The sequence below is a fragment of the Paenibacillus polymyxa genome, from assembly GCF_001719045.1.
GTDB classification, from domain to species: domain Bacteria; phylum Bacillota; class Bacilli; order Paenibacillales; family Paenibacillaceae; genus Paenibacillus; species Paenibacillus polymyxa_B.
Genome location: NZ_CP015423.1, coordinates 114,837 through 134,356, shown reverse-complemented (window position 1 = coordinate 134,356; position 19,520 = coordinate 114,837). Strand labels below are relative to the sequence as shown.

The window sequence follows — 19,520 nt, the reverse complement described above, 5'->3', positions numbered from 1 at the left end:
AATAAGAGAGGAGAAGTCATAATCATGCTTAGACGATTTTTTGAATACTATCGTCCTTACCGGACTTTGTTCATCATTGATTTCTCTTGTGCCTTGCTGGCTGCACTGCTGGAGTTGGCTTTTCCGCTTGCAGTCAACCGGGTGGTCGATGATTTGCTGCCCAGCGGGAACTGGAAATGGATTTTATATGCCTGTCTGGCTCTACTCGGTATTTATGTCATAAGTGCTGCACTGAATTACGTGGTCACCTATTGGGGACACAAGCTGGGCATTAACATCGAATCGGACATGCGTAAAAAGCTGTTTGATCGGGTACAAAAGCAATCGTTTCGTTTTTTTGACAATAACAAAACAGGGCATCTCGTTTCACGTATGACCAACGATCTAATGGATATTGGGGAAATTGCCCACCACGGACCCGAAGATTTGTTCATCGCGTTGATGACACTGGGGGGAGCCTTTGGTATCATGCTCGGTATTAACTGGAAGCTGGCTGTACTGACTTTCATCATTGTACCCCTCATGATTTACTTGTCTCTTTATTTCAGCCGTAAAATGTCTGCTGCATTCCATCGTATGTTTTCTGATATTGCGGATTATAACGCTCGTATTGAAAATAATGTAAGCGGGATTCGCGTTGTTCAAGCGTTCTCCAACGAAGCACATGAAATGGAACGTTTTGCTGAAAATAATGGGCGTTTCCGTAAAACGAAGCTGATCGCGTACCGGATTATGGCCTGGAATTCCTCGATTAGTTTTATACTAATGAAGCTGGTTTCATTGTTTGTGCTAGTATGTGGAACATGGTTTGTTATCGAAGGACAGATGACCTACGGGGAATTTATCGCATTTGTGATGCTGTCTAATGTATTCCTGGGGCCGATTAAACAAATTAATTCTGTCATCGAAACGTATCCGAAAGGGATTGCTGGCTTCCGACGGTACCTGGATTTGCTGGAAAGTGAATCGGATGTAGAAGATCTGCCTGGGGCCAAGGCGGTTAGCCATCTTAATGGAGATATTCAATTTGCAGGTGTAACGTTTGGTTACGAAAACAAAGATAAGGTATTACGCAAAGTGGACCTATCTATCCATGCGGGTGAAACCGTAGCACTTGTGGGTCCTTCAGGAGCAGGTAAAACGACACTTTGCAGTTTGTTGCCTCGCTTCTACGATGTCGAGGAAGGTAGCATTACTATTGATGGAATGGATATCCGTGAAATGAAGCTGGAATCGCTGCGATCCATGATTGGAATTGTTCAGCAGGATGTATTCCTCTTTGATGGAACGATTCGTGAAAATATTGCTTACGGTAAGCTGGATGCTTCGGAAGAAGAAATCTGGGATGCTGCTCGTCGAGCTCAGATTGAAGACCTTGTTCGCTCATATCCTGATGGTCTGGATACAATGATCGGTGAGCGAGGTGTGAAGCTCTCTGGTGGTCAAAAGCAACGTTTGTCTATTGCACGGATGTTCCTTAAAAATCCGCCAATTCTCATTTTAGATGAAGCAACATCAGCATTGGATACAGAGACAGAAGCCGCGATTCAGCAAGCGCTGACAGAGCTATCCCAAGGCCGTACGACACTCGTTATCGCGCATCGTCTGGCAACGATCAAAAATGCTGACCGCATTATCGTAGTTGCAGATCAAGGGATTGCCGAGCAAGGCAGACATGAAGAGTTATTGGCAGTAAAAGGGGCATATAGCCGCCTGCACCAAGCTCAATATGGAACGTAAATAGGCCAATATGACACCGTAAATAGAGAGAGGAATGAACAGGTTTGACAAAGAAAATGTGGATTGTAATGATGCTTCTGTCAGTCATTTTAGCTCTTACCGCCTGTGGTGGAAATGTAAAGCAAGCGGATGAAAAGCAGAATCAAATATCTAGCGAACAAAAGTCAGAGGAAATGAAAACAGTCAAAACGATTCATGGAGATATTAAAATACCGGTTCACCCTCAGCGGATTGTAGTAGATATGTACCAGAATGATTTATTAGCACTAGGAATTAAACCTGTGGGAAGTGTTAAATATTATCTGGATAATCCGTTTTCGAAGGAGCTTGTGCAGGGCATTGCAAGCATTGGAGACCGCGGCAGCGTATCCATTGAAAAAGTATTGGCTCTGGAGCCTGACTTGATTCTGATTGGTTCCAAAGATGCTCATGAATATGAAAAATATAGTAAAATTGCTCCGACCATCGTCATTCCTTATGGAACGTACAAGAATGTTCATGAGGAACTGACAGCTTTTGGTGAGCTGCTTGGAAAAGAACAGGAAGCCAAAACATGGCTTGCCCAATACGATCAGCGGATGCAGGCTGCACGTGACAAGCTAAAGGGAATTGTTCAGCCTGGAGATACTTTCACCGTAATGGAAGCTTCGGAAAAAGAATACTATGTATATGGCGATAATTTTGGCAGAGGAGGACAGGCGGTATACAAAGGACTGAATTTGACACCTCCGCCGCTTGTCCAAAAAGAATTATTTGGTGAGACTCAATGGAAATCGGTGTCAAAAGAAGTCATTAATCAATATGCGGGCTCTTATATCTTTCTGACGGTTAACAAGGATTTGAGCGGTTACGAAGGAGACAGCATATGGAAATCACTGAATGCAGTCCGGCAAGGTAAGGTTTTTGAGCTCCAGGAGGATCGATATTGGTACTTCGATCCCATTGCCATTGTAGGGCAAGCTGAAGAAATCGCAGATTTGATCGTCCAGCGGAATAAAGAGAACGCCACACAGAAGTAGTCGCTTCGGTGTTGTTGGCAGCCCTTTGGTATTTATGCCAAAGGGCTTTATTTGTTCACAATAGGGCAGAGTATTAGGCATTCCTCGAAATTTGCTATTGATGCCGTTGCCACATTAATTTACAATAGTAAAGATTGCATGATAATAATTCTCATTATCAACATCATCTTCAACACAGTTCGTGATAGCTACATACTATTCAACAGTAAGGGTGAACAATAGTTATGAAATTATCAGAATCATCGGATAGCCCCGCTCAAAGTAATCATAACCAGTCGCCGACTCAATTCCACTCGCGACCATGGGCGGCTTCGCTTATCCTGACAGTTGGGCTTGGACTTTTAGCGTTCGGTATCGCGCTATCTCTATCTTTTGGTGCAGCCTCAATTAGGCTGGAAGAGGTATGGAACGCCGTTTTTCATTTTAAACCCGAGTTGCAAAACCATCAGATTATTTGGGAAATCCGTCTACCTCGGATTCTGGGTGGGGTTTTAATCGGAATTTGCTTTGCTGTTGCAGGTGCAATTATGCAAGGAATGACCCGAAATCCGCTTGCTGACTCGGGCTTGCTTGGACTGAACTCGGGAGCCAGCTTGGCGATGGCGATTTGCTTTGCCCTTTTTCCTGGCTCTTCCTTTTTACAGTTAATGTTGTATTCCTTTGTTGGTGCAGCTCTGGCTGTTGTGATGGTATATGGTACAAGCTCCATATCCAAATCAGGTCTTACGCCAGTTCGTCTTGTATTGGCGGGTGCAGCTGTCACGGCATTGCTGTCTGCCTTAGGAGATGCGATCAGTTTGTACTTTGATGTTGGACAGGATTTGGCCTTTTGGTATGCCGGAGGGCTTAGTGGAATCAAGTGGGTTCAGCTCGGTATAGTTTTGCCTTGGGTTGTGGCAGCTTTTATCGGTGCTCTCATGTTGTCGCGCTCCATTACGCTGCTCAGTTTGGGAGACGAAATTGCGTTGAGCCTTGGTCAGCGAACTGGGGTAGTAAAGGTAGTCGGAATGATTCTTGTTCTGATTTTGGCGGGTGCAGCGGTGTCGTTGGTGGGTTCTATAGGTTTCGTGGGATTGATTATTCCCCATATAACCCGCAAGCTGGTTGGCGTCGATTATCGCTGGATTATTCCATGCTCGGCCATTATGGGAGCTTTACTCATTGTGTTTGCCGATCTGGCAGCCCGTATGATTAACGCACCTGAGGAAACACCGGTGGGCGTACTTATTGCCTTAATTGGGGTTCCGTTCTTCCTTTATCTGGCACGTAAAGAAAGGAGGGCACTGTAAGATGAATAACGTTACGAATGGGGCTATTGCCAAAGCTAGTCATCGTAAAAAAATCCATGATTGGATGGTTGTAGTCATTCTGCTCGTATTGCTCATTGCTGCGTTCACCATAAGTGCGAATACGGGAACCATCCGGCTTTCGCCAATGGAGCTATTTAGAACCTTGTTTGGACAAGGGACTCCACAGCAGGAATTAATCCTATTTGAATTCCGATTGCCACGAATGGTTATTTCCCTTCTTATCGGTGCAGGTCTCGCTGTTTCTGGCTGCATCATGCAGGGGGTTTCGCGTAACGGCCTAGCGGACCCTGGTATTCTAGGCATTAATGCAGGCGCCGGGTTGATGGTCATGCTGTTTGTATTGCTTTTTCCATCTATGCAAACTACGAATTCATTGTTTTTACTTCCCGCTCTTGCACTGATTGGATCAGGAGCAGCTGCTATTCTCATCTACGCGCTTTCTTACAAGAAAGGTGAAGGAATTTCTCCGACAAGGCTACTGCTGAGCGGAATTGGCGTAGCGGCGGGTATCAGTGCTGCGATGATCATTATGACTCTTAAGCTGACACCCGAAAGTTACACGTTTGTAGCTAATTGGTTAGCAGGAAGCATCTGGGGCTCAAACTGGAAATTCGTGATGGCTCTGTTGCCTTGGCTGATTGTATTGCTTCCTTTCGCATACTACAAAGCAAATGTGATGAATGTGCTTAATCTGGGAGATCAGACGGCATCGGGGTTGGGTACAGCTATCGAAAAGGAACGTATTCTCCTTCTCGCTGCTGCGGTTGGATTGGCCAGTTCTAGTGTTTCGGTTAGTGGCGGTATCGGCTTTGTCGGTTTGGTGGCTCCACATTTGGCGAGAAAGCTGGTGGGGCCGAAGCATAAAATGCTGCTGGTAACCTGTGCTTTAGTCGGAGCACTCCTGGTACTTGTAGCGGATACGATCACACGATCCTTACCTTTACAGAAAGAAATCCCGACAGGTTTAATTGTAGCCATCATTGGTGCGCCATACTTCTTATACCTGTTGAGTCGCTCCAAAGGGTAACGTCACGAAAGAGTACCACCTGTCAATTAAAGGCTACGCAAACAAATAACCTTCAACACCACTAAGGAAGTGGGGCTGAAGGTTATTTGTTTCATTTAATTTAGCAGCCTTTCATCTCAACGGGAAGTATTCAAGGCATGAGAGGTTTGATGCAGCTCTCTGATCATTTTATGCAACGTGTAATTTTCCTGACGTGTCACGCCGTGTTGATTTTCCTGAACCAGCAACTGATGGATGTTTCGTTTTAGAATTTCACTTCGACGTTCCAGCATTTCGGTACTCATAAATAATGAACACTCCCTTTGTCATGAATAAACCTACATTTTTGAAATGAGCATAGGCTGAATTTAAGTTTGCCTTTCGACTTCTTTAAGTATATCGTGCTGGATGATCAAGGGAAAACGGAGCGAGACAGCAAATTGCTTTTTCTCATCATCCATGCCGTGTCGACAGCGACTCACCCCATGAGTTCTTAGATATACTTCCTGATGCTAGCGATAACAGGGGATTAGGCGTAATTAACTTCATGTATATAATTGTTTTTTTGATATAAACGGATTAAGTGTATTAATCCATTTGAAATATTTGTCCGTAAGGAGCGTATTGGATATCTCAGGCTGTTCTGAACAAGCAGGGGCTTAATAGCGAGTTAATACAAAGGATCACATTGTGTATTTGCAGAAAATCAACTTGTGCGCTTAAAAGTTAGCTAGGTTTCTGAAGATCAGCATTTTACATACAGAATTTATAGATGAACCCGACCAGTTAAAGCGAATGTATATGGAATCACTTATCAGTTTGCTAAAAGCTATGGAGGGGAGCAACTAGAACTGCAGAGGAGATACAATAATGATTATTTAAAAATCGGATGAAGAAATTGAGATCATGAGGGGAGCTAGCCGAATTACGACTATTCTGCCAGTCTGCACCGCTTGCCTTTGAGGCCGAACTTTTCAAGTCCTGTGTTGTACGGCCATAGACGTATACTGGAAGCCATGATCCGAATGAAGTACGGCTCCGGATACGTCTATTTTGTGTGCATTCATAATACCATTTTCATCATACCCCGGACCGAAAAGATCCGGAATGGTGGAGAAATAGCTGCTTTATCAACATTATTTGTATTGTGGATATACCGGCTGAACGACTACCTGCTCAGGATCATGACCGAAGAACAACAGATTCGGCTTAACCTCCTGCACAATCTGCTGAATGCGGGCGATTGACTGGCGTGCCTGTTCACGGTTAAAGCTGTCAAACGGCACGTCGTTTGCGTAATTCTCCTGCGTGTAGGCAACATCAATCGTCAGCATGACCGGACCTGATTCCTTTGTTGTGACCAGCGCGGACTGATGACCCGGCGAATGACCCGGAGTATAGAACAGTTGCAAACCTGGAACCAGCTCATGATCCCCTTGAAGCAGTCGATAATTCAAGTCCGCCTGCACGCATTCCGGTGGCGCATACTCCAGATTACCGATCGCAGCGTCTGCTTCGGTCTGCTGCACATAAATCGGTGTATTTGGAAAATGCGGATTGCCTCCGGCATGATCCATATGCATATGAGAGATTACGATGGCATGGATATCGTCCGGTTGATAGCCGATCCGATCCAGTACAGCCACGATACTATCATCGGCTGACATATGGGGAATGAAGCGCCCTTCAAACGGTGTACTTTTAAAATAATTTGGATTGTCGATAAACGAATCCGGCATACCGGTATCAATGAGAATCGGACCGTGATCTGTCTCCAGCAGATACGACCAGATTTGCAGGCGCACCAGTTCACCGGGCTGTGCATGATGGTTGAGTGAGGAACGATCAATATCAAGCTGACCGATCGGTAACCAGTACAATCTGTTAATCATACAATCATCCTCCAATCGTAGTTTACATAATAATTATTATGTAGTTATTAATCAGGGTTTGGCTGACGGAAAGTGATGTTTGTATTTTCGTTTGTAAGATCCGGGTGCTGGAGCCTCGTGCTGTCGTTGTAATCTCACTCTTTAGAAAATTAATTTTTTAATAGTTTAAATGAAAAGGCATGTAGGCGTCCAGCAGAAATTTGCCGTCAGGCAGGCCAGTTCATGCTTTTCCTGTGAACAAGACTGTTTCTACGCTCTGCTCGAAATTTGCCCAGAAGCTGGATCACACGGTCATCATCTCGAAATCGGTGAAATTCTTGGTGATCCACTGCTGCTAGTGGGTGAAAATTACAATCAGCTAGCAGGCTATCATATGGAGATGGTGCACACGCCGGAAGGTGATCCGGATAGCGAGTTGGAAGCTGCACATGATATTCATGTTTTGGCCACTATGGCGATTTTGACTGCTACCGATCGAGAGCAGCGCCCCCCAGCTTGCTGATGAAGTAGAGAAGTGGTGCCGCATGCAAGACTATTGGCTATTTAGTTTTGTTTTGGATATGAATGAATTACATTAGGTGAACTTTTCTTGAGCGTGTTTTAATTTGTCTACATTGTGGGATCGCCCCCCTCTGACCCTATGTCACGCCGTTAAGTGATTTGAAATGTCTGCTTGAAGGCGATACTAGGCTGGACAAGAGGAAAAACGCTCTATTTGCCCTTGAAAAGCACTAAAAAAACAGCGTATAATATAAATTATACGCTGTTTAGGTTTAAAACGACTTTTAGAATCCCTCCTGCATAAGATGTCGATTGGATTGTCGATAAAAATCAGACGAAAATGATCGTTTTACAGTATATTTCGGAATATGAACTGAATTGGAGGCGAGCGAGATGAAAAAAGAGATGCGACATGTGGAGCTCGATACAACTGAAGAAATTGATGAAATATATACTGAGGAGCTGGAAGCTTTTTTGATCTGGATGAAGGATGCGGGATATACGATACATACGCAAAAAAATTATATGGGGGATGTGAAGCAGTTTTTACGGACGTTGCGTGAAAAACCACTCGATCAGGTGAAGAAGATTCATGTTATGTCGTATTTGTCTAAAGCGCGGGAGGGAGGCGCCGGAGATAGTACGCGGAACCGGAAGCATGCAGCGGTGAATAGTTTTTTTAAAGCGCTACAGGAATTTGAGTTATGCAGCACAAATCCGGCAGCGGGAATTAAAAAAGCAAAGACTGAAAAGAATCGTATGCCCGTCTATCTGGATGAAAAGGATATTCATCCGTTTTTGCTCGCGGTGGAGGGGAAATATGCAAATCGTAATATGGCTATTTTTCTGCTGATGGTCTACATGGGATTGCGGGTGGGGGAGGTTCATTCATTGAATGTCTCGGATTACAGCCGAGAAAGACGTACCTTAGATGTGTTCGGTAAAGGACGTAAGTGGCGTACTCTCCCGGTACCAGAAGCCGTGTGTGATTTTGTAGAGCATGCGTTGGAGGAAAGATTGACGCCGTGGAGAGGTAAAGAGGATGCGATGTTCGTATCCCAAAAAGGCCGCCGTCTGGCAGTGCGCACCATTCAACAGATCGCTACAGAAACGTTCGAACGATTCCAGCAAGATAAGAGTATGGAACGCCGGGAGGCATATTCCAGCCATAAGCTGAGACATACATTTGCGACAATGCTATTACGTAAGGGAGCAGATCTGCGTACCGTGCAGGAGCTACTGGGGCATTCATCCATTCAGACAACCACAGTATATACACATGTCACTGATCGGGAAAAAGAAAAAGCAATGGATAAGTTGGATATTCAGATACCAATATCAGGATTGTGAGTATAGCATGAAAGTTGAGATTAAATAAAAATTAGTTTACATAATAATTATTATGTAAACTCATTGGGCAGAAATTACATCCTGACTTGAAAATCACATCGACGGCTTTGGGTCATTACGATCATGAACGTAGTATTCTTTTTCATAGCGTTAGTCTTGTTTTTGAATGATTTGCTCCAAATGATGCCGCAAATGCTGAATATAATCGTCAACTAGCCACTGTAATGTTTCGGTGGAGTGGTCATCTTTTTGAAATCTTTTCTTAGAATCGAATGATGTACATGAGTTTAATACATTTATGATTTGCTTATTCAATAGTTTCCATAGATGTATGACATCCACGTAAGAGAACACTTCCTGATACTGATTAGCTGCCACCCAATCATTTTGCGCATACGAATCAATTTTGATAGGGGATGTTGAATGCTTAATCATGATAAATCTTCGATGATTATTAGAAGCGGAGTCGCACAGATGTCCCAGTATTTCTTTTTTGGACCATTTCTCCGAGAACGGTTTGGCATTAAATTCATGTTCTGTGATCGAAAAAAATTCTTTTTCATAATCCTCGATGATCCTTGCCAGTTCTTCAACAGCATTCTTCAATTGATTAGCCTCCTTATTTTAGCGATCGTCTTATGATTAGCATTAGAATAATTCAGAATAAGCTGGAAAGCAATGGTGAAATAAAGGCTAGTACGATATTGCCTTGACTAAGGTAATATTTTGCTACAAAATTAGTAAAAGTGCTTTATAAACATGGTTTATGAAGTGCTTTCATGATTTTATAGAAAGAAGGTGCTATGTATGGAAAAAGCTAATACAAATTTAATTAAAGAAATAAATCTGAACCTGGTTCGAAAAGTATTGAAACAGATCAATAAGACAACAAAACCCCAACTAGCCGCATTAACTGATTTAAGTGTGGTAACTATCAATACGCTTATGCAGGAATTGCTTAATAATGGAGAAATATTTGAAGATGAAATTGTCCCTTCAAACGGAGGCAGGCATGCGTTAACCTATCGTTTTAATTATGAGTATAGTCTAGCACTGATCATACATATTAATGAAAAACAAGGGACGGATGTTGTCAATACCACGGTAGTTAATTTAAATGAGGACGTTCTAATGAAAGAAGAGCATCCCTTTCAAATTTTTAATCCTACACAATTTTATTCCACGATTCAAGACATCATTTCTCACTATCCCTCCATCAAAGTTATTGGTATAGGAATCCCGGGACAATCTGTAAATGGAGAAATTACAGTCAGCAGTCATGAAAGGTTAAATGGAATTCTGTTGGCAGAGGATGTGCAAAGCAAATTTGGTTTGCCGGTTATTGTGGAGAATGACGTAAATGCCGCTGTATGTGGATACGTCTATAGAGAACAAATAGATGAAGATCAATGTGTGCTGGCTATTTATTTTCCTGATAATTCTCCCCCAGGGATGGGGATTTATTTGCGAAAGGGGATTTTAAAAGGCAAACATGGATTGGCTGGTGAAATCAAATTCCTTCCGTCGATAGTTTGGGATGAAAGCAAGGGAACGGAGGTTTTCTTCAATAGTATATGTGAAATTATTCAAATATTACAATCTGTATTTGATCCTGACCGAATTGTGATCTATAGAGAGAATATAGAAGAAGTGTCTTTCTTTCATTTTTTAGAATCCTACAAATCTAAGCATAAGATGCCTTTGTATCCTGACGTTATACTCTCAGATTTATTTTATGAAGATTTTAAAACAGGGTTGAGAGAGTTAACTCTAAAAGAATTGGAACGTCCGATCATTGTCTTTAAATAATGTATATATGTGTAGTGAAGAGAGGAGAGGAGGAGAGAAATGGGTTTATTCTTATTGGGTTAGGACTTGCACCGATTTACCCTGGACTTCTTCATGAAACGCCAACTCGGTTTGGTAAAGAGAGTTCTTCCAAACTCATGGGATATCAAATGGCAGTTGCTTATGCAGGAACAACATTACTCCCTCCCGTTTTTGGGGTTATAACTTCTCAGGCAAGCATACATTTTCCCCGATTACCGTCATTGTTTCCTTCTTTTTATGCTGTTCAGTTTCAAGCAAGTGAATCGTACATTGAAAAAGAGAATTTTGAAGGGTTAATAGAAATTATCACTTGACCTGAAACGCGTTTCATCAGCTAAAGTAAACGTGTAACCTAAAAGAGAAAGCGAGGGCTCTTTATGATCTCACTGATTTTACTTTGCTCAGTTATATGGGTTGGTACTTATTGGTGCTTAGTATTATCCGGGCAGCCTAGGGAAGTAAAACCTTACCGCTCCATCGATGATTTTTTTGAATAACTTTCTATGTCCACTTAATAAAGAAGCTTTTTTTACTCGCTTTATTAACATGTTTAATTAAATAATTTAATAAGTGTGCAGAATGCAGAATATGCAATGCACCTATTAAATGGATCAAGTTCTGGCACTAAGTTGGATTTACGGAATAAGGAGGTGCGACTGTGTGGGCGATAGAAGGTATCTCATGTATCATAATTTTAATTATTATGTACTTCATGATCAGTAGTTTGGCTCATTCTCCTCATGTTCAAAAGCTTGCAGCACGAATGTTTGAAGATTTTAATAGAGATTTTGATGTTGATCCATGGAAAGAAAATGAAAAGCCGTAAATTAAACTTGGCTAATAAAGAGCTTATATATTAAGGGAGGATTTATATATGTTTAAACTGGTGGTAAGTGATCTGGATGGTACTTTTCTGAATAATAGTGGCACTTTCGATGTCGACCATGTCTTTTGGAGATGGTAAAAATGATGTGGAACTTATGAGTATAGCAAAATATAGTTTTGCTATGAAAAACGCATGTGAGAACATTAAAAATGCAGCCAGTTTTATCACTAAATCCAACGAAGAAAACGGTGACTTATTAACGATAAAAAAATGATGGATTTACAAAAGCAATAATGTTAATTATCGTTATTGATAAGACCCCAAATTGCATCATGAAAGGACTATACGTAGCATGAAAAATAAAATACTGGTTTTTGATATTGGTGGCTCTTTTATTAAATTTAGTTTGTATTTTCAAGGTGAGTTTATGTGTAAGGGGAAAGTTAAAACTCCATTGGACTCACTTGAGAATCTACTTGTAGCTTTGAAGCAAATTCATAATCAGTTTATAGATGAATGTGAAGGTATAGCTGTCAGCATGCCAGGTATTGTGGATTCGGAAAGCGGTCACATGGTGCATGGCGGTTCATTAAGATATATAAATGATATAAATATGATCGAAGTTTTTAAGAAAGCGTTTCATTTACCCGTAGCAATTGAAAATGATGGAAAATGCGCTGCTCTGGGAGAAGCATGGTGTGGTTCATTACAGGGAATCGCTGATGGTGTTGTTCTGGTCGTTGGAACCGGAATGGGCGGTGGAATCATCTCTCAAGGTAAATTGCTGAAAGGCCATCATTTATCGGCTGGGGAATTCTCCTTCATCAGAACTAACAATGAGTATGCAGACAATGTTGATTATTTGCTTGGTATGCAAGGGAGTAGTTCTGTATTATCTAAAACTGTTGCCAAAGCTAAAGGGCTTCCTGCAGATTCTATGACAGGTGAAAAAGTATTCAAGCTCATTGAAGAAGGTGATCACACGGTCCAAGCGATTTTTCAAGAATACTGTAGGAACATCGCAACACAAATTATTAATTTGCAAACGATTCTTGACCCTGAAAAGTTTGTAATTGGGGGAGGCATATCTGCAAATCCTTTACTGGTTATTACTATTAAAGAAGAACTAGAGAAACTTTATCTAGATTCGATCTTAAATTTTGTGCGTGCAGATATTGAGCAAAGTAAATTAGGCAATGAAGCGAATTTGCTAGGTGCTATATATAACTACAAACAAACCTATCATCTTGATTGATAACAAAAGTTATATTTCGATGTCTGATTTATCTTGTCCTGTCTATAAGGAAGCATATAGTTTACATAATATATATTATGTTTTTAGTGTGGTGAAATCTGCAAGTGAATCACTCTTATCAAGTGTCCACTTGCAGATTCAAGTTTCACTGACAATATAAAATAGCTTATTTTTCAGTTGAGAATATACGCATGCGTCTATATTTCATTTTCCGGGGGAGATTCAATCATCAGTCCTTCGACATGCTTACGTCCCAGCAGTTTTCGTTTTTTGCGGTTTTCCTTGGTTTCTAAAACAATATCCAGATCATAGTCGTCAGGATACAATTCAGTAGCAGCGATGTGAAGGACGAGCCTCTTTTTGTTCATGGTTAGCTTCTGTCCTTGGATCAAAATCCCGACATTACCCCGTTCATCCTCGGTTTTGTATACAATTCCAGTTCGATCCAGATAGCCTACATAAACACTATCGCCAAGGGCAAAAGGCTTGGTTTTGAGAGGGATTTCTTGTTTACCCCCTTTTGTGATTGTCTGGTCTAAAGCCTCTTTTTTAGGGAAAGGCTTATTTGCATCATCAGACTTTTCATCATCTACAGAAGGGGGAATAACAAACGATTCCTGTGTATTCCGAGACGCTCTGCCTGCAGAAATGGCCTCAGAACGCTCGATAATACGTGTCCACATGCCCAGCTTCAAGGCAATTGCATATGCATAGCTTTCTCCGGCCTCTCCAATGCGAAGTCGGTACAAAGGTTGTAGCGTTTCGGTATCAAACTCCATACGAGCATTCTGAAATCCCGGTGTGTTTTCAGCAAAATGCTTGATTTCGCTAAAGTGCGTTGTAGCCACTACTGTCGCTCGGCGGCGATGGAATTCTTCTAGCAACGCGATAGAGAGGCCTACTCCTTCTCCTGGATCGGTGCCGGATGCCATTTCATCAATCAGAATCAGAGTAGAGTTTCCTGTTGTTTCTAAAATGCTAATCATGTTGCGGATGTGTGCAGAAAAGGTGCTCAAAGCATGTTCAATGCTTTGTCCATCCCCGATATCTACCACAATTTCCTCGAATACAGCCATTCGGCTACCATGCAAAACAGGTACCAGTAGCCCAGATTGCACCATTAGTGTTAATAGACCGACGCTTTTAAGGGCCATCGTTTTTCCGCCTGTGTTCGGTCCAGTGATGATGAGTGAGGAATATCCTTCACCAATTGAGAAATCAAGCGGCACCATGGTATTGGACATCAATGGGTGACGTGCACCTTGGATGTCTATAATCCCGTCAAGGTTAAGTTCGACAGGGACAGCATCCAGAGTCATGGCGTATTTGGCTTTTGCCAATAAAAAATCCAGTACACCTACAGTCTCTGTATTGATGCTTAGTTCCCGGTTGTATGACTCGGCCATTGCCGTCAGGTCTCCCAGCACTTTCATTTCTTCTTTAGATTCTTCTGCCATGTTTGCGCTCTGATCGAATTGCAGATTCGTGATTTCGGCAGGTTCAACGTAAACCGTCTGACCACTTCCCGATTCATCCAGTACATTGCCTTTCACTTGTTTACGGAATTCTTTTTTGATAGGAAGCACGTAACGGCCATTGCGCTGACTAATCATATTTTCCTGCATAATGGATCGGTGACGGCTTGTGAGAGAGTCAAGTTTTCTCTTGATGCGTTCTTCAGTAACCGCAATTTTTTTGCGAATTTTAGCTAGTTCTTTACTGGCGATATCCGTCACACGTCCCGAATGAATACATCTTTCGATTTCGGATAGAAGTGGCTCCATGCTATACATGGAAGATGCATAAGCGCTGACGGTTGGAGCAGCGTCCGCCTTGGAATGCATATATTTTATGAGTTGAATGCAGCTTCGAATGAATTGAGCCATATGAGAAAAATCACGCTCGCTGAACATATACCCGGTTCCGAGCAGTTGAAGAATGTGCTCCATTCCTTCCAACGAAGGAACAGGGACGCTTGCTCCGTGGCGAATGATCTGTAACGCTTCGTTGGTTTCGTCAAGACGAATCTTAATGGTACGGATATCAGTAATTGGGCACATAGAAGCAGCGTGATGCTTACCTAGGTAAGAAAAAGCACATTCGGAAACTCTTGTTTTAATTTGATCATATTCCAATCGCAGCATTGTAGTTTCGTTCATGAATAAATCTCTCCTTTAGTTGTGTAGTCAGGATTTTGGAAAACTTGCTATTAAAATAAAAAAGGGCGGAGAATGAACAAAACGTTCATTCTCCGCCCTTAAGGAAAGAGGGAATTTATCAACAAATAAGCCTGTAATACAGCTTTTGTAGTTCCGAGTTCCGTGTTTCCAATTCATTCACGCAACAGCTCTTTGCTAAGCTATTTGGATCGAATGGAAACGTTAAAAGGGAAGTTACAAAATCTGAAAACAAAAAACCGTGCTGAACACAGCACGGAATAAGGCCTGGATGAAGATAATCCCGAAGGCGATTTATGATATCCGCATGTTCTTAACTAATATCAGGATAACAACACAGCAAGAAACAAACCTGTCCCCGAAGGGTGCAAGCGCCTGGTGTTACTCCCTGAATATGCAATTGCTTAGTTAAGAACGTTCACCGACATCAAAATCTCTCCCTTAATTGAAGATATAACCATACTATACGATTGGACAGGCGTTGAAGTCAAGGCCGACTTCTTTAATTCGATACAATGAGGATCATAAGATTAACATAATGTATATTATGTATACCCAGTATCAATGTTTTTTAAATGAGAATGATGATCCTTATAATTGTAATCAAGAGCATGAAGAAAGAGAGTCATAATCCGTATGAAATCATGATACAAACATTAAGAAACCGCCCCGGAGGATGCCATATCATCTCTCCAGGGGCGGTTTCTTGTGCTGTTATTCAGAATCATCGGCTATGACAGCTTGTACAGGCTGTCTGTCACGAAGCAATGGTAACAACAGCATCGCTCCGACCAAAAACAAACCGGCGCTCACGGTATATACAGTGTTCAGGGAGGATTCGTGTTTGAGTGTTCCGCCGATACTCATACCGACGACCATCATCCCGGAGAATAGGGGAGAGAGGGCACCACCGACGCGGCCGATAAAAGCAGCTTCGGCATTTTTCATCATCATCGTGTTGATACCGATATGAATGCAAGGATAAAATAGGCCGCTGAAAACTTGTAGTGCCATAGTCAACCCAATATTGTGCGACCATCCGACACCACAGGTTGTCAGTGTGCTGACCAAGAGTCCGGCCACCAGCAGCAATTGCGGCTGTACTTTTTTGGCAACCCCCATAATCAGCCCGCCTCCCACCAGCATAGCCGCTCCGTTCGCCATTAATGGCCATTGCAGGAATTCCTTGTTTTGTCCAAGGCTCTCGATGGCAACAAAAATCATTAATGGTTGAATAAGTCCAACCGCCAGTCCAATTACAGTAAATGTTCCCCCAAGCGTGCGAAGTGTGCGGTTATTCCATACATAACGTATTCCTTCTTTAAGCTCTTGAATGAAATGAGTGGGTTGATCATCTATCTCAAGTGCTTGTTCATCTTGGGGAATACGAGTCAAGACAAGTGCCGAAACGAGAAACAATATTCCGGTTATAGACATTGAAATGAAAATTCCAAAGTGTTGATAAATAAATGTACCGATAACAGGACCGATAACCATAAATAATGCCATGAGAGATTGAAAAAGGGCCATCACTCCCTGAAGCTGGTCTGGTGCTACATGCTGCTTAAATATCTTCATTGCAGACGGCTGAGAAAATTGAGATAGAATGGCCGAAAAGAAAGTAGACAGCAAAAGCATCTGCCATGACCCGTACCATAATGCCAACAAGACAATAAAAATAGAGGCCGCGGATAGCAAATCGCAACTAATCATAGTCCGTTTGGGCCGCCAACGGTCCGCAAATGTTCCTCCAATGATAGCGAACAGAAAAATAGGGATGAATTCAGCAACCGAAATGAGCGATACGTAGACGGGATCATTATGAGTCAAATCTGTTACATACAACAGTATGGCAAAGTTGCGCACCCAAATGCCCAAATTTAACAGCGCATTGGAGGCGATAATGGTCCTTATATATGGATTTTTAAACAACAACAAACTCTCCTTTCCTGTTTTCAAGGCGCGAACCCCTTGTAATATCGTTTTATATAAACAAAAATTATTTTTGTCTATATAATAATAGATAATATAATAAATTAACTATTGTTTAGTCAAATGTTTTTTTGAAACCAAGAAGAAAGTAGAGCATGGAAATAAAGAGGTCAATGATCCTTAAGGACGTGAATTAGAATAGTGATAAAAGTACTCACTTTAAACTTGTGAGTTGGTAATAATATCTAATCAAAAAAAGTTAACATAATATATATTATGTTAACTAAATTGCTTGTCTAATAATAGGGCTCTGAATCCGATGTACCTTTTAAAATCATAGTGATATAATTACGCGTACATGCCTGAAAAGGAGCGAATGGAACATAAATGAACTTTCAAGTGGATTTTTTATCTTTTTTTGTAATTCAGGTAGATGGAAAAGAAGGACAGGGTGGTAAGTCCTATAAGCATTACGCTACAATGGACGACTACGATTATGACGAAAGCGATGTTAAAAAATTTCTGGACGGGGAATTTACTCGTATTAGCAAGCGGAAGGTTGAAAAAAATCCCAGCACAGAGCAGGCACCGACCAAAATCGGCCGCTTTATCGTCGAACCGGAGCATGAATTGAGCAGTAATCCGAATTTCAATATGTTCGCCCGACTGCGGGCAGCAGAGGATAAGGAAGATTTTAAAAATGCTTGTGACGATCTGGTGCGGATGTATCTGGATACGAGCGCAGTACGCGGCGGAGCGCTGATCATTGTACAGGCTACCTTGAATACACACTCGGATGATCCGTTTATTTTTGTGCTTAAATGTGATTTTGAACCTAAAATTGCCAGAATTACTGAAAGCAGTCTGGTGAGTGAGGTCGAAATGGCTATTTCTGCCCGTAATATGAAATCCATCATGTATCCTTACATGCTTGAGGAGGGGATGAACGATGAGTGGGAGCTTAAAATTCACCAGTCTTCGCATGCCCGGTATTTTGAAGATTTTTTGAAATTCGTGACCTATGAGCAATCCATGCCCGAAATTGTCAATGAGCATGTCATGGGCTTCGTTCAGAACTATGTAGAAACCAAATGGCCGGATGCATCTAATGAGGAAAGACAGCAGGAAGAGCGTGATCTGGAATTGTGGGCGGCTAGCGAAAAACGGGATTTGCAAGGGAAATGGGAACCTCTTCAGGTCGTAGAGGCTGCACAGCATATTGTCGAGCTGAAACCAGAAATTGAAGTTCGTTTTAAACTAGATGATACGGCCGTGCGTGGGCTACTGTCCGACTTTGGCGCCAAGCTGCACATCACGAAACTTCATGATAGATATGCACTTATTATTGAAGGCGATGCATTTACGTTTGAAAAGGGATTTTCACCGATTGAGCTGCTCCAACCTGAATCGTTTGAAACGGTGGCTGAGCGGCTAAAAGAGAAACGCCAGCATGAAAATGAGGATGGCGATACGCCACCTTGGTAATTCGAATGCAAAGCAAAACGACCAATTGAACTTTTACATTATAATGACTAAAAAACTGGCCTCTCAACGGATATTACCGCTGTGGAGGCCAGTTTTGTTTAGCTTTTATGTTCCTGATCTACATATGAACTTTGCTAATTTGATCTTTCAGCTTGTCCGCAGATTGAAGCAACCTGGCACGTTCCTCGTCATTGAGCGGTAGATCCAAAATTTCACGTACCCCATTGTGATCTACGATACTTGGAACACCTAAATATACGTCAGATACTCCGTTATAATCTTCCAGCAAGGTGGACACATTAAGTACCGACCCCTCGTCACCGAGAATGGCGGCTACGATTCGGTCGAGAGCCAGCCCTATAGCATAAGAAGTTGCGCCTTTAGCATCTATAATTTCATAGGCAGCATTCTTGGTATTTTCAAAAATTTCATTTTTCGTTTCTTCACCCAGTTCCAGCGGAGTTCCAGCTACGTTGGCTGTGCTCCATACAGGTAACTCGGAGTCACCGTGTTCTCCAATAATGTGGGCGTGGATGCTTCGTGGATCGATGCCCTTTTGCTTCCCAATCAAATAGCGGAAGCGTGCGCTGTCCAGCAACGTTCCTGATCCAATGACTCTGCTTGAAGGCCAACCACTGCGTTTCCAAGAGATGTAGGAGAGAATGTCCACTGGATTGGTTGCGATCAGCAAAATGCCATGTGTATTGACCTTGACGATATTATCAATAATACTTTCAAAAATTTCGGCATTACGCTTGAGAAGATCAATACGTGTTTCTCCCGGCTTTTGTGAAGCTCCCGCTGCAACAATGATGATATCTGCATTACGGCAGTCTTCATAATCACCCGCCCATACTTTGACACCGCCGAGAAAAGGAAGCCCATGATTCATATCGAGCATTTCCCCCTTCGCCTTTTTGACGTTGACATCAATAAAGACAAGTTCTTGCATGCGTTGGCGCAGCAGCAGGGTGTAGCCGGTTGTTGTGCCAACCGCTCCCATGCCGACAATAGCCACTCTACTTCGTTTGTAAGGTTTTAAGCTCATAAAATCCTCATCTCCTTCTCGGGTTGTATACCTTTTCATTTTGGGATATTACTTAAAAATTTATCTTTCCAACTTAGTGTACCCTATATACTAACCCACCGCAAAGAAATATGACATTTTTCCTTGACTTCAAAGGCGAGCTCGCTAAT

17 protein-coding genes and 1 pseudogene are annotated in these 19,520 nt (G+C 42.1%); 12 read left to right on the top strand and 6 right to left on the bottom strand.

What is annotated here, in order from left to right; genetic code table 11:
- Positions 1–24: 24 nt before the first annotated feature.
- The 4 genes from AOU00_RS00585 to AOU00_RS00570 all read left to right on the top strand — a co-directional run bounded on the left by AOU00_RS00585 (position 25) and on the right by AOU00_RS00570 (position 5,096).
- On the top strand, positions 25–1,740 hold the full coding sequence (locus AOU00_RS00585; protein ID WP_025720642.1) for an ABC transporter ATP-binding protein: 1,716 nt from the start codon (positions 25–27) through the stop codon (positions 1,738–1,740).
- Positions 1,741–1,796: 56 nt separating this feature from the next.
- Positions 1,797–2,759, top strand: coding sequence for an ABC transporter substrate-binding protein (locus AOU00_RS00580; protein ID WP_061828433.1), 963 nt, complete (start codon positions 1,797–1,799; stop codon positions 2,757–2,759).
- A 224-nt stretch (positions 2,760–2,983) separates the two neighbouring features.
- The gene (locus tag AOU00_RS00575) at positions 2,984–4,048 is read left to right on the top strand and encodes a FecCD family ABC transporter permease (RefSeq protein WP_061828268.1); all 1,065 of its coding nucleotides are present in this window, start codon (positions 2,984–2,986) and stop codon (positions 4,046–4,048) included.
- A gap of 1 nt (position 4,049) precedes the next feature.
- Positions 4,050–5,096: a FecCD family ABC transporter permease gene (locus AOU00_RS00570; protein ID WP_061828269.1), complete on the top strand. Its 1,047-nt coding sequence runs from the start codon at positions 4,050–4,052 to the stop codon at positions 5,094–5,096.
- Positions 5,097–5,212: 116 nt separating this feature from the next.
- Here AOU00_RS00570 and AOU00_RS26465 read toward each other — a convergent pair whose 3' ends face one another.
- Positions 5,213–5,380, bottom strand: coding sequence for a hypothetical protein (locus AOU00_RS26465; protein WP_007432475.1), 168 nt, complete (start codon positions 5,378–5,380; stop codon positions 5,213–5,215).
- An 831-nt stretch (positions 5,381–6,211) separates the two neighbouring features.
- Positions 6,212–6,967: a quorum-quenching N-acyl homoserine lactonase AiiA gene (gene aiiA, locus AOU00_RS00565; protein ID WP_069289653.1), complete on the bottom strand. Its 756-nt coding sequence runs from the start codon at positions 6,965–6,967 to the stop codon at positions 6,212–6,214.
- Positions 6,968–7,136: 169 nt separating this feature from the next.
- Here aiiA and AOU00_RS00560 point away from each other — a divergent pair, with 169 nt between their 5' ends.
- Together AOU00_RS00560 and AOU00_RS00555 are read left to right on the top strand one after the other, a co-directional pair.
- Complete coding sequence (locus tag AOU00_RS00560) at positions 7,137–7,469, top strand: hypothetical protein (RefSeq protein WP_069289652.1); 333 nt, start codon at positions 7,137–7,139, stop codon at positions 7,467–7,469.
- Positions 7,470–7,861: 392 nt separating this feature from the next.
- Positions 7,862–8,818, top strand: coding sequence for a tyrosine-type recombinase/integrase (locus tag AOU00_RS00555; protein ID WP_061828272.1), 957 nt, complete (start codon positions 7,862–7,864; stop codon positions 8,816–8,818).
- A gap of 150 nt (positions 8,819–8,968) precedes the next feature.
- On the opposite strand, the gene AOU00_RS00550 is transcribed toward AOU00_RS00555, so the two are convergent.
- A complete protein-coding gene (locus tag AOU00_RS00550; protein ID WP_061828273.1) occupies positions 8,969–9,424 on the bottom strand; it encodes a DinB family protein in 456 nt (151 codons plus the stop codon).
- 201 nt (positions 9,425–9,625) lie between these two features.
- Between AOU00_RS00550 and AOU00_RS00545 the strand changes: the two genes are divergently transcribed.
- From AOU00_RS00545 to AOU00_RS00535, 5 genes and pseudogenes are all read left to right on the top strand, one after another.
- Positions 9,626–10,627, top strand: a complete 1,002-nt coding sequence (locus tag AOU00_RS00545) for an ROK family protein (protein WP_061828274.1) — start codon at positions 9,626–9,628, stop codon at positions 10,625–10,627.
- Between the two features lie 41 nt (positions 10,628–10,668).
- A pseudogene (locus AOU00_RS00540) lies at positions 10,669–10,945 on the top strand (MFS transporter); the annotation flags it as partial.
- 361 nt (positions 10,946–11,306) lie between these two features.
- Positions 11,307–11,474, top strand: coding sequence for a hypothetical protein (locus AOU00_RS26460; protein ID WP_172828244.1), 168 nt, complete (start codon positions 11,307–11,309; stop codon positions 11,472–11,474).
- Between the two features lie 109 nt (positions 11,475–11,583).
- A complete protein-coding gene (locus AOU00_RS25530; protein WP_237166251.1) occupies positions 11,584–11,748 on the top strand; it encodes an HAD family hydrolase in 165 nt (54 codons plus the stop codon).
- A 78-nt stretch (positions 11,749–11,826) separates the two neighbouring features.
- The gene (locus tag AOU00_RS00535; RefSeq protein ID WP_061828276.1) at positions 11,827–12,729 is read left to right on the top strand and encodes an ROK family protein; all 903 of its coding nucleotides are present in this window, start codon (positions 11,827–11,829) and stop codon (positions 12,727–12,729) included.
- A 197-nt stretch (positions 12,730–12,926) separates the two neighbouring features.
- Here the strand turns inward: AOU00_RS00535 and AOU00_RS00530 are convergent, their stop codons facing one another.
- Entirely contained in the window at positions 12,927–14,888 is a 1,962-nt protein-coding gene (locus AOU00_RS00530) for an endonuclease MutS2 (RefSeq protein WP_061828277.1), read from the bottom strand.
- A 732-nt stretch (positions 14,889–15,620) separates the two neighbouring features.
- A complete protein-coding gene (locus tag AOU00_RS00525; protein ID WP_069291985.1) occupies positions 15,621–16,838 on the bottom strand; it encodes an MFS transporter in 1,218 nt (405 codons plus the stop codon).
- 387 nt (positions 16,839–17,225) lie between these two features.
- Between AOU00_RS00525 and AOU00_RS00520 the strand changes: the two genes are divergently transcribed.
- The gene (locus AOU00_RS00520) at positions 17,226–18,323 is read left to right on the top strand and encodes a DUF3900 domain-containing protein (RefSeq protein WP_069289650.1); all 1,098 of its coding nucleotides are present in this window, start codon (positions 17,226–17,228) and stop codon (positions 18,321–18,323) included.
- A 118-nt stretch (positions 18,324–18,441) separates the two neighbouring features.
- Here the strand turns inward: AOU00_RS00520 and AOU00_RS00515 are convergent, their stop codons facing one another.
- Positions 18,442–19,371, bottom strand: a complete 930-nt coding sequence (locus AOU00_RS00515) for an L-lactate dehydrogenase (RefSeq protein ID WP_029517496.1) — start codon at positions 19,369–19,371, stop codon at positions 18,442–18,444.
- Positions 19,372–19,520: the final 149 nt, after the last annotated feature.

Bases quoted from the DNA above. Each gene is read 5' to 3' on its own strand.
- AOU00_RS00585 (WP_025720642.1), top strand. From the start codon at position 25: ATGCTTAGACGATTTTTTGAATACTATCGTCCTTACCGGACTTTGTTC.
- AOU00_RS00580 (WP_061828433.1), top strand. From the start codon at position 1,797: ATGTGGATTGTAATGATGCTTCTGTCAGTCATTTTAGCTCTTACCGCC.
- AOU00_RS00575 (WP_061828268.1), top strand. From the start codon at position 2,984: ATGAAATTATCAGAATCATCGGATAGCCCCGCTCAAAGTAATCATAAC.
- AOU00_RS00570 (WP_061828269.1), top strand. From the start codon at position 4,050: ATGAATAACGTTACGAATGGGGCTATTGCCAAAGCTAGTCATCGTAAA.
- AOU00_RS26465 (WP_007432475.1), bottom strand. From the start codon at position 5,380: ATGAGTACCGAAATGCTGGAACGTCGAAGTGAAATTCTAAAACGAAAC.
- aiiA (WP_069289653.1), bottom strand. From the start codon at position 6,967: ATGATTAACAGATTGTACTGGTTACCGATCGGTCAGCTTGATATTGAT.
- AOU00_RS00560 (WP_069289652.1), top strand. From the start codon at position 7,137: ATGAAAAGGCATGTAGGCGTCCAGCAGAAATTTGCCGTCAGGCAGGCC.
- AOU00_RS00555 (WP_061828272.1), top strand. From the start codon at position 7,862: ATGAAAAAAGAGATGCGACATGTGGAGCTCGATACAACTGAAGAAATT.
- AOU00_RS00545 (WP_061828274.1), top strand. From the start codon at position 9,626: ATGGAAAAAGCTAATACAAATTTAATTAAAGAAATAAATCTGAACCTG.
- AOU00_RS25530 (WP_237166251.1), top strand. From the start codon at position 11,584: ATGTCGACCATGTCTTTTGGAGATGGTAAAAATGATGTGGAACTTATG.
- AOU00_RS00535 (WP_061828276.1), top strand. From the start codon at position 11,827: ATGAAAAATAAAATACTGGTTTTTGATATTGGTGGCTCTTTTATTAAA.
- AOU00_RS00530 (WP_061828277.1), bottom strand. From the start codon at position 14,888: ATGAACGAAACTACAATGCTGCGATTGGAATATGATCAAATTAAAACA.
- AOU00_RS00520 (WP_069289650.1), top strand. From the start codon at position 17,226: ATGAACTTTCAAGTGGATTTTTTATCTTTTTTTGTAATTCAGGTAGAT.
- AOU00_RS00515 (WP_029517496.1), bottom strand. From the start codon at position 19,371: ATGAGCTTAAAACCTTACAAACGAAGTAGAGTGGCTATTGTCGGCATG.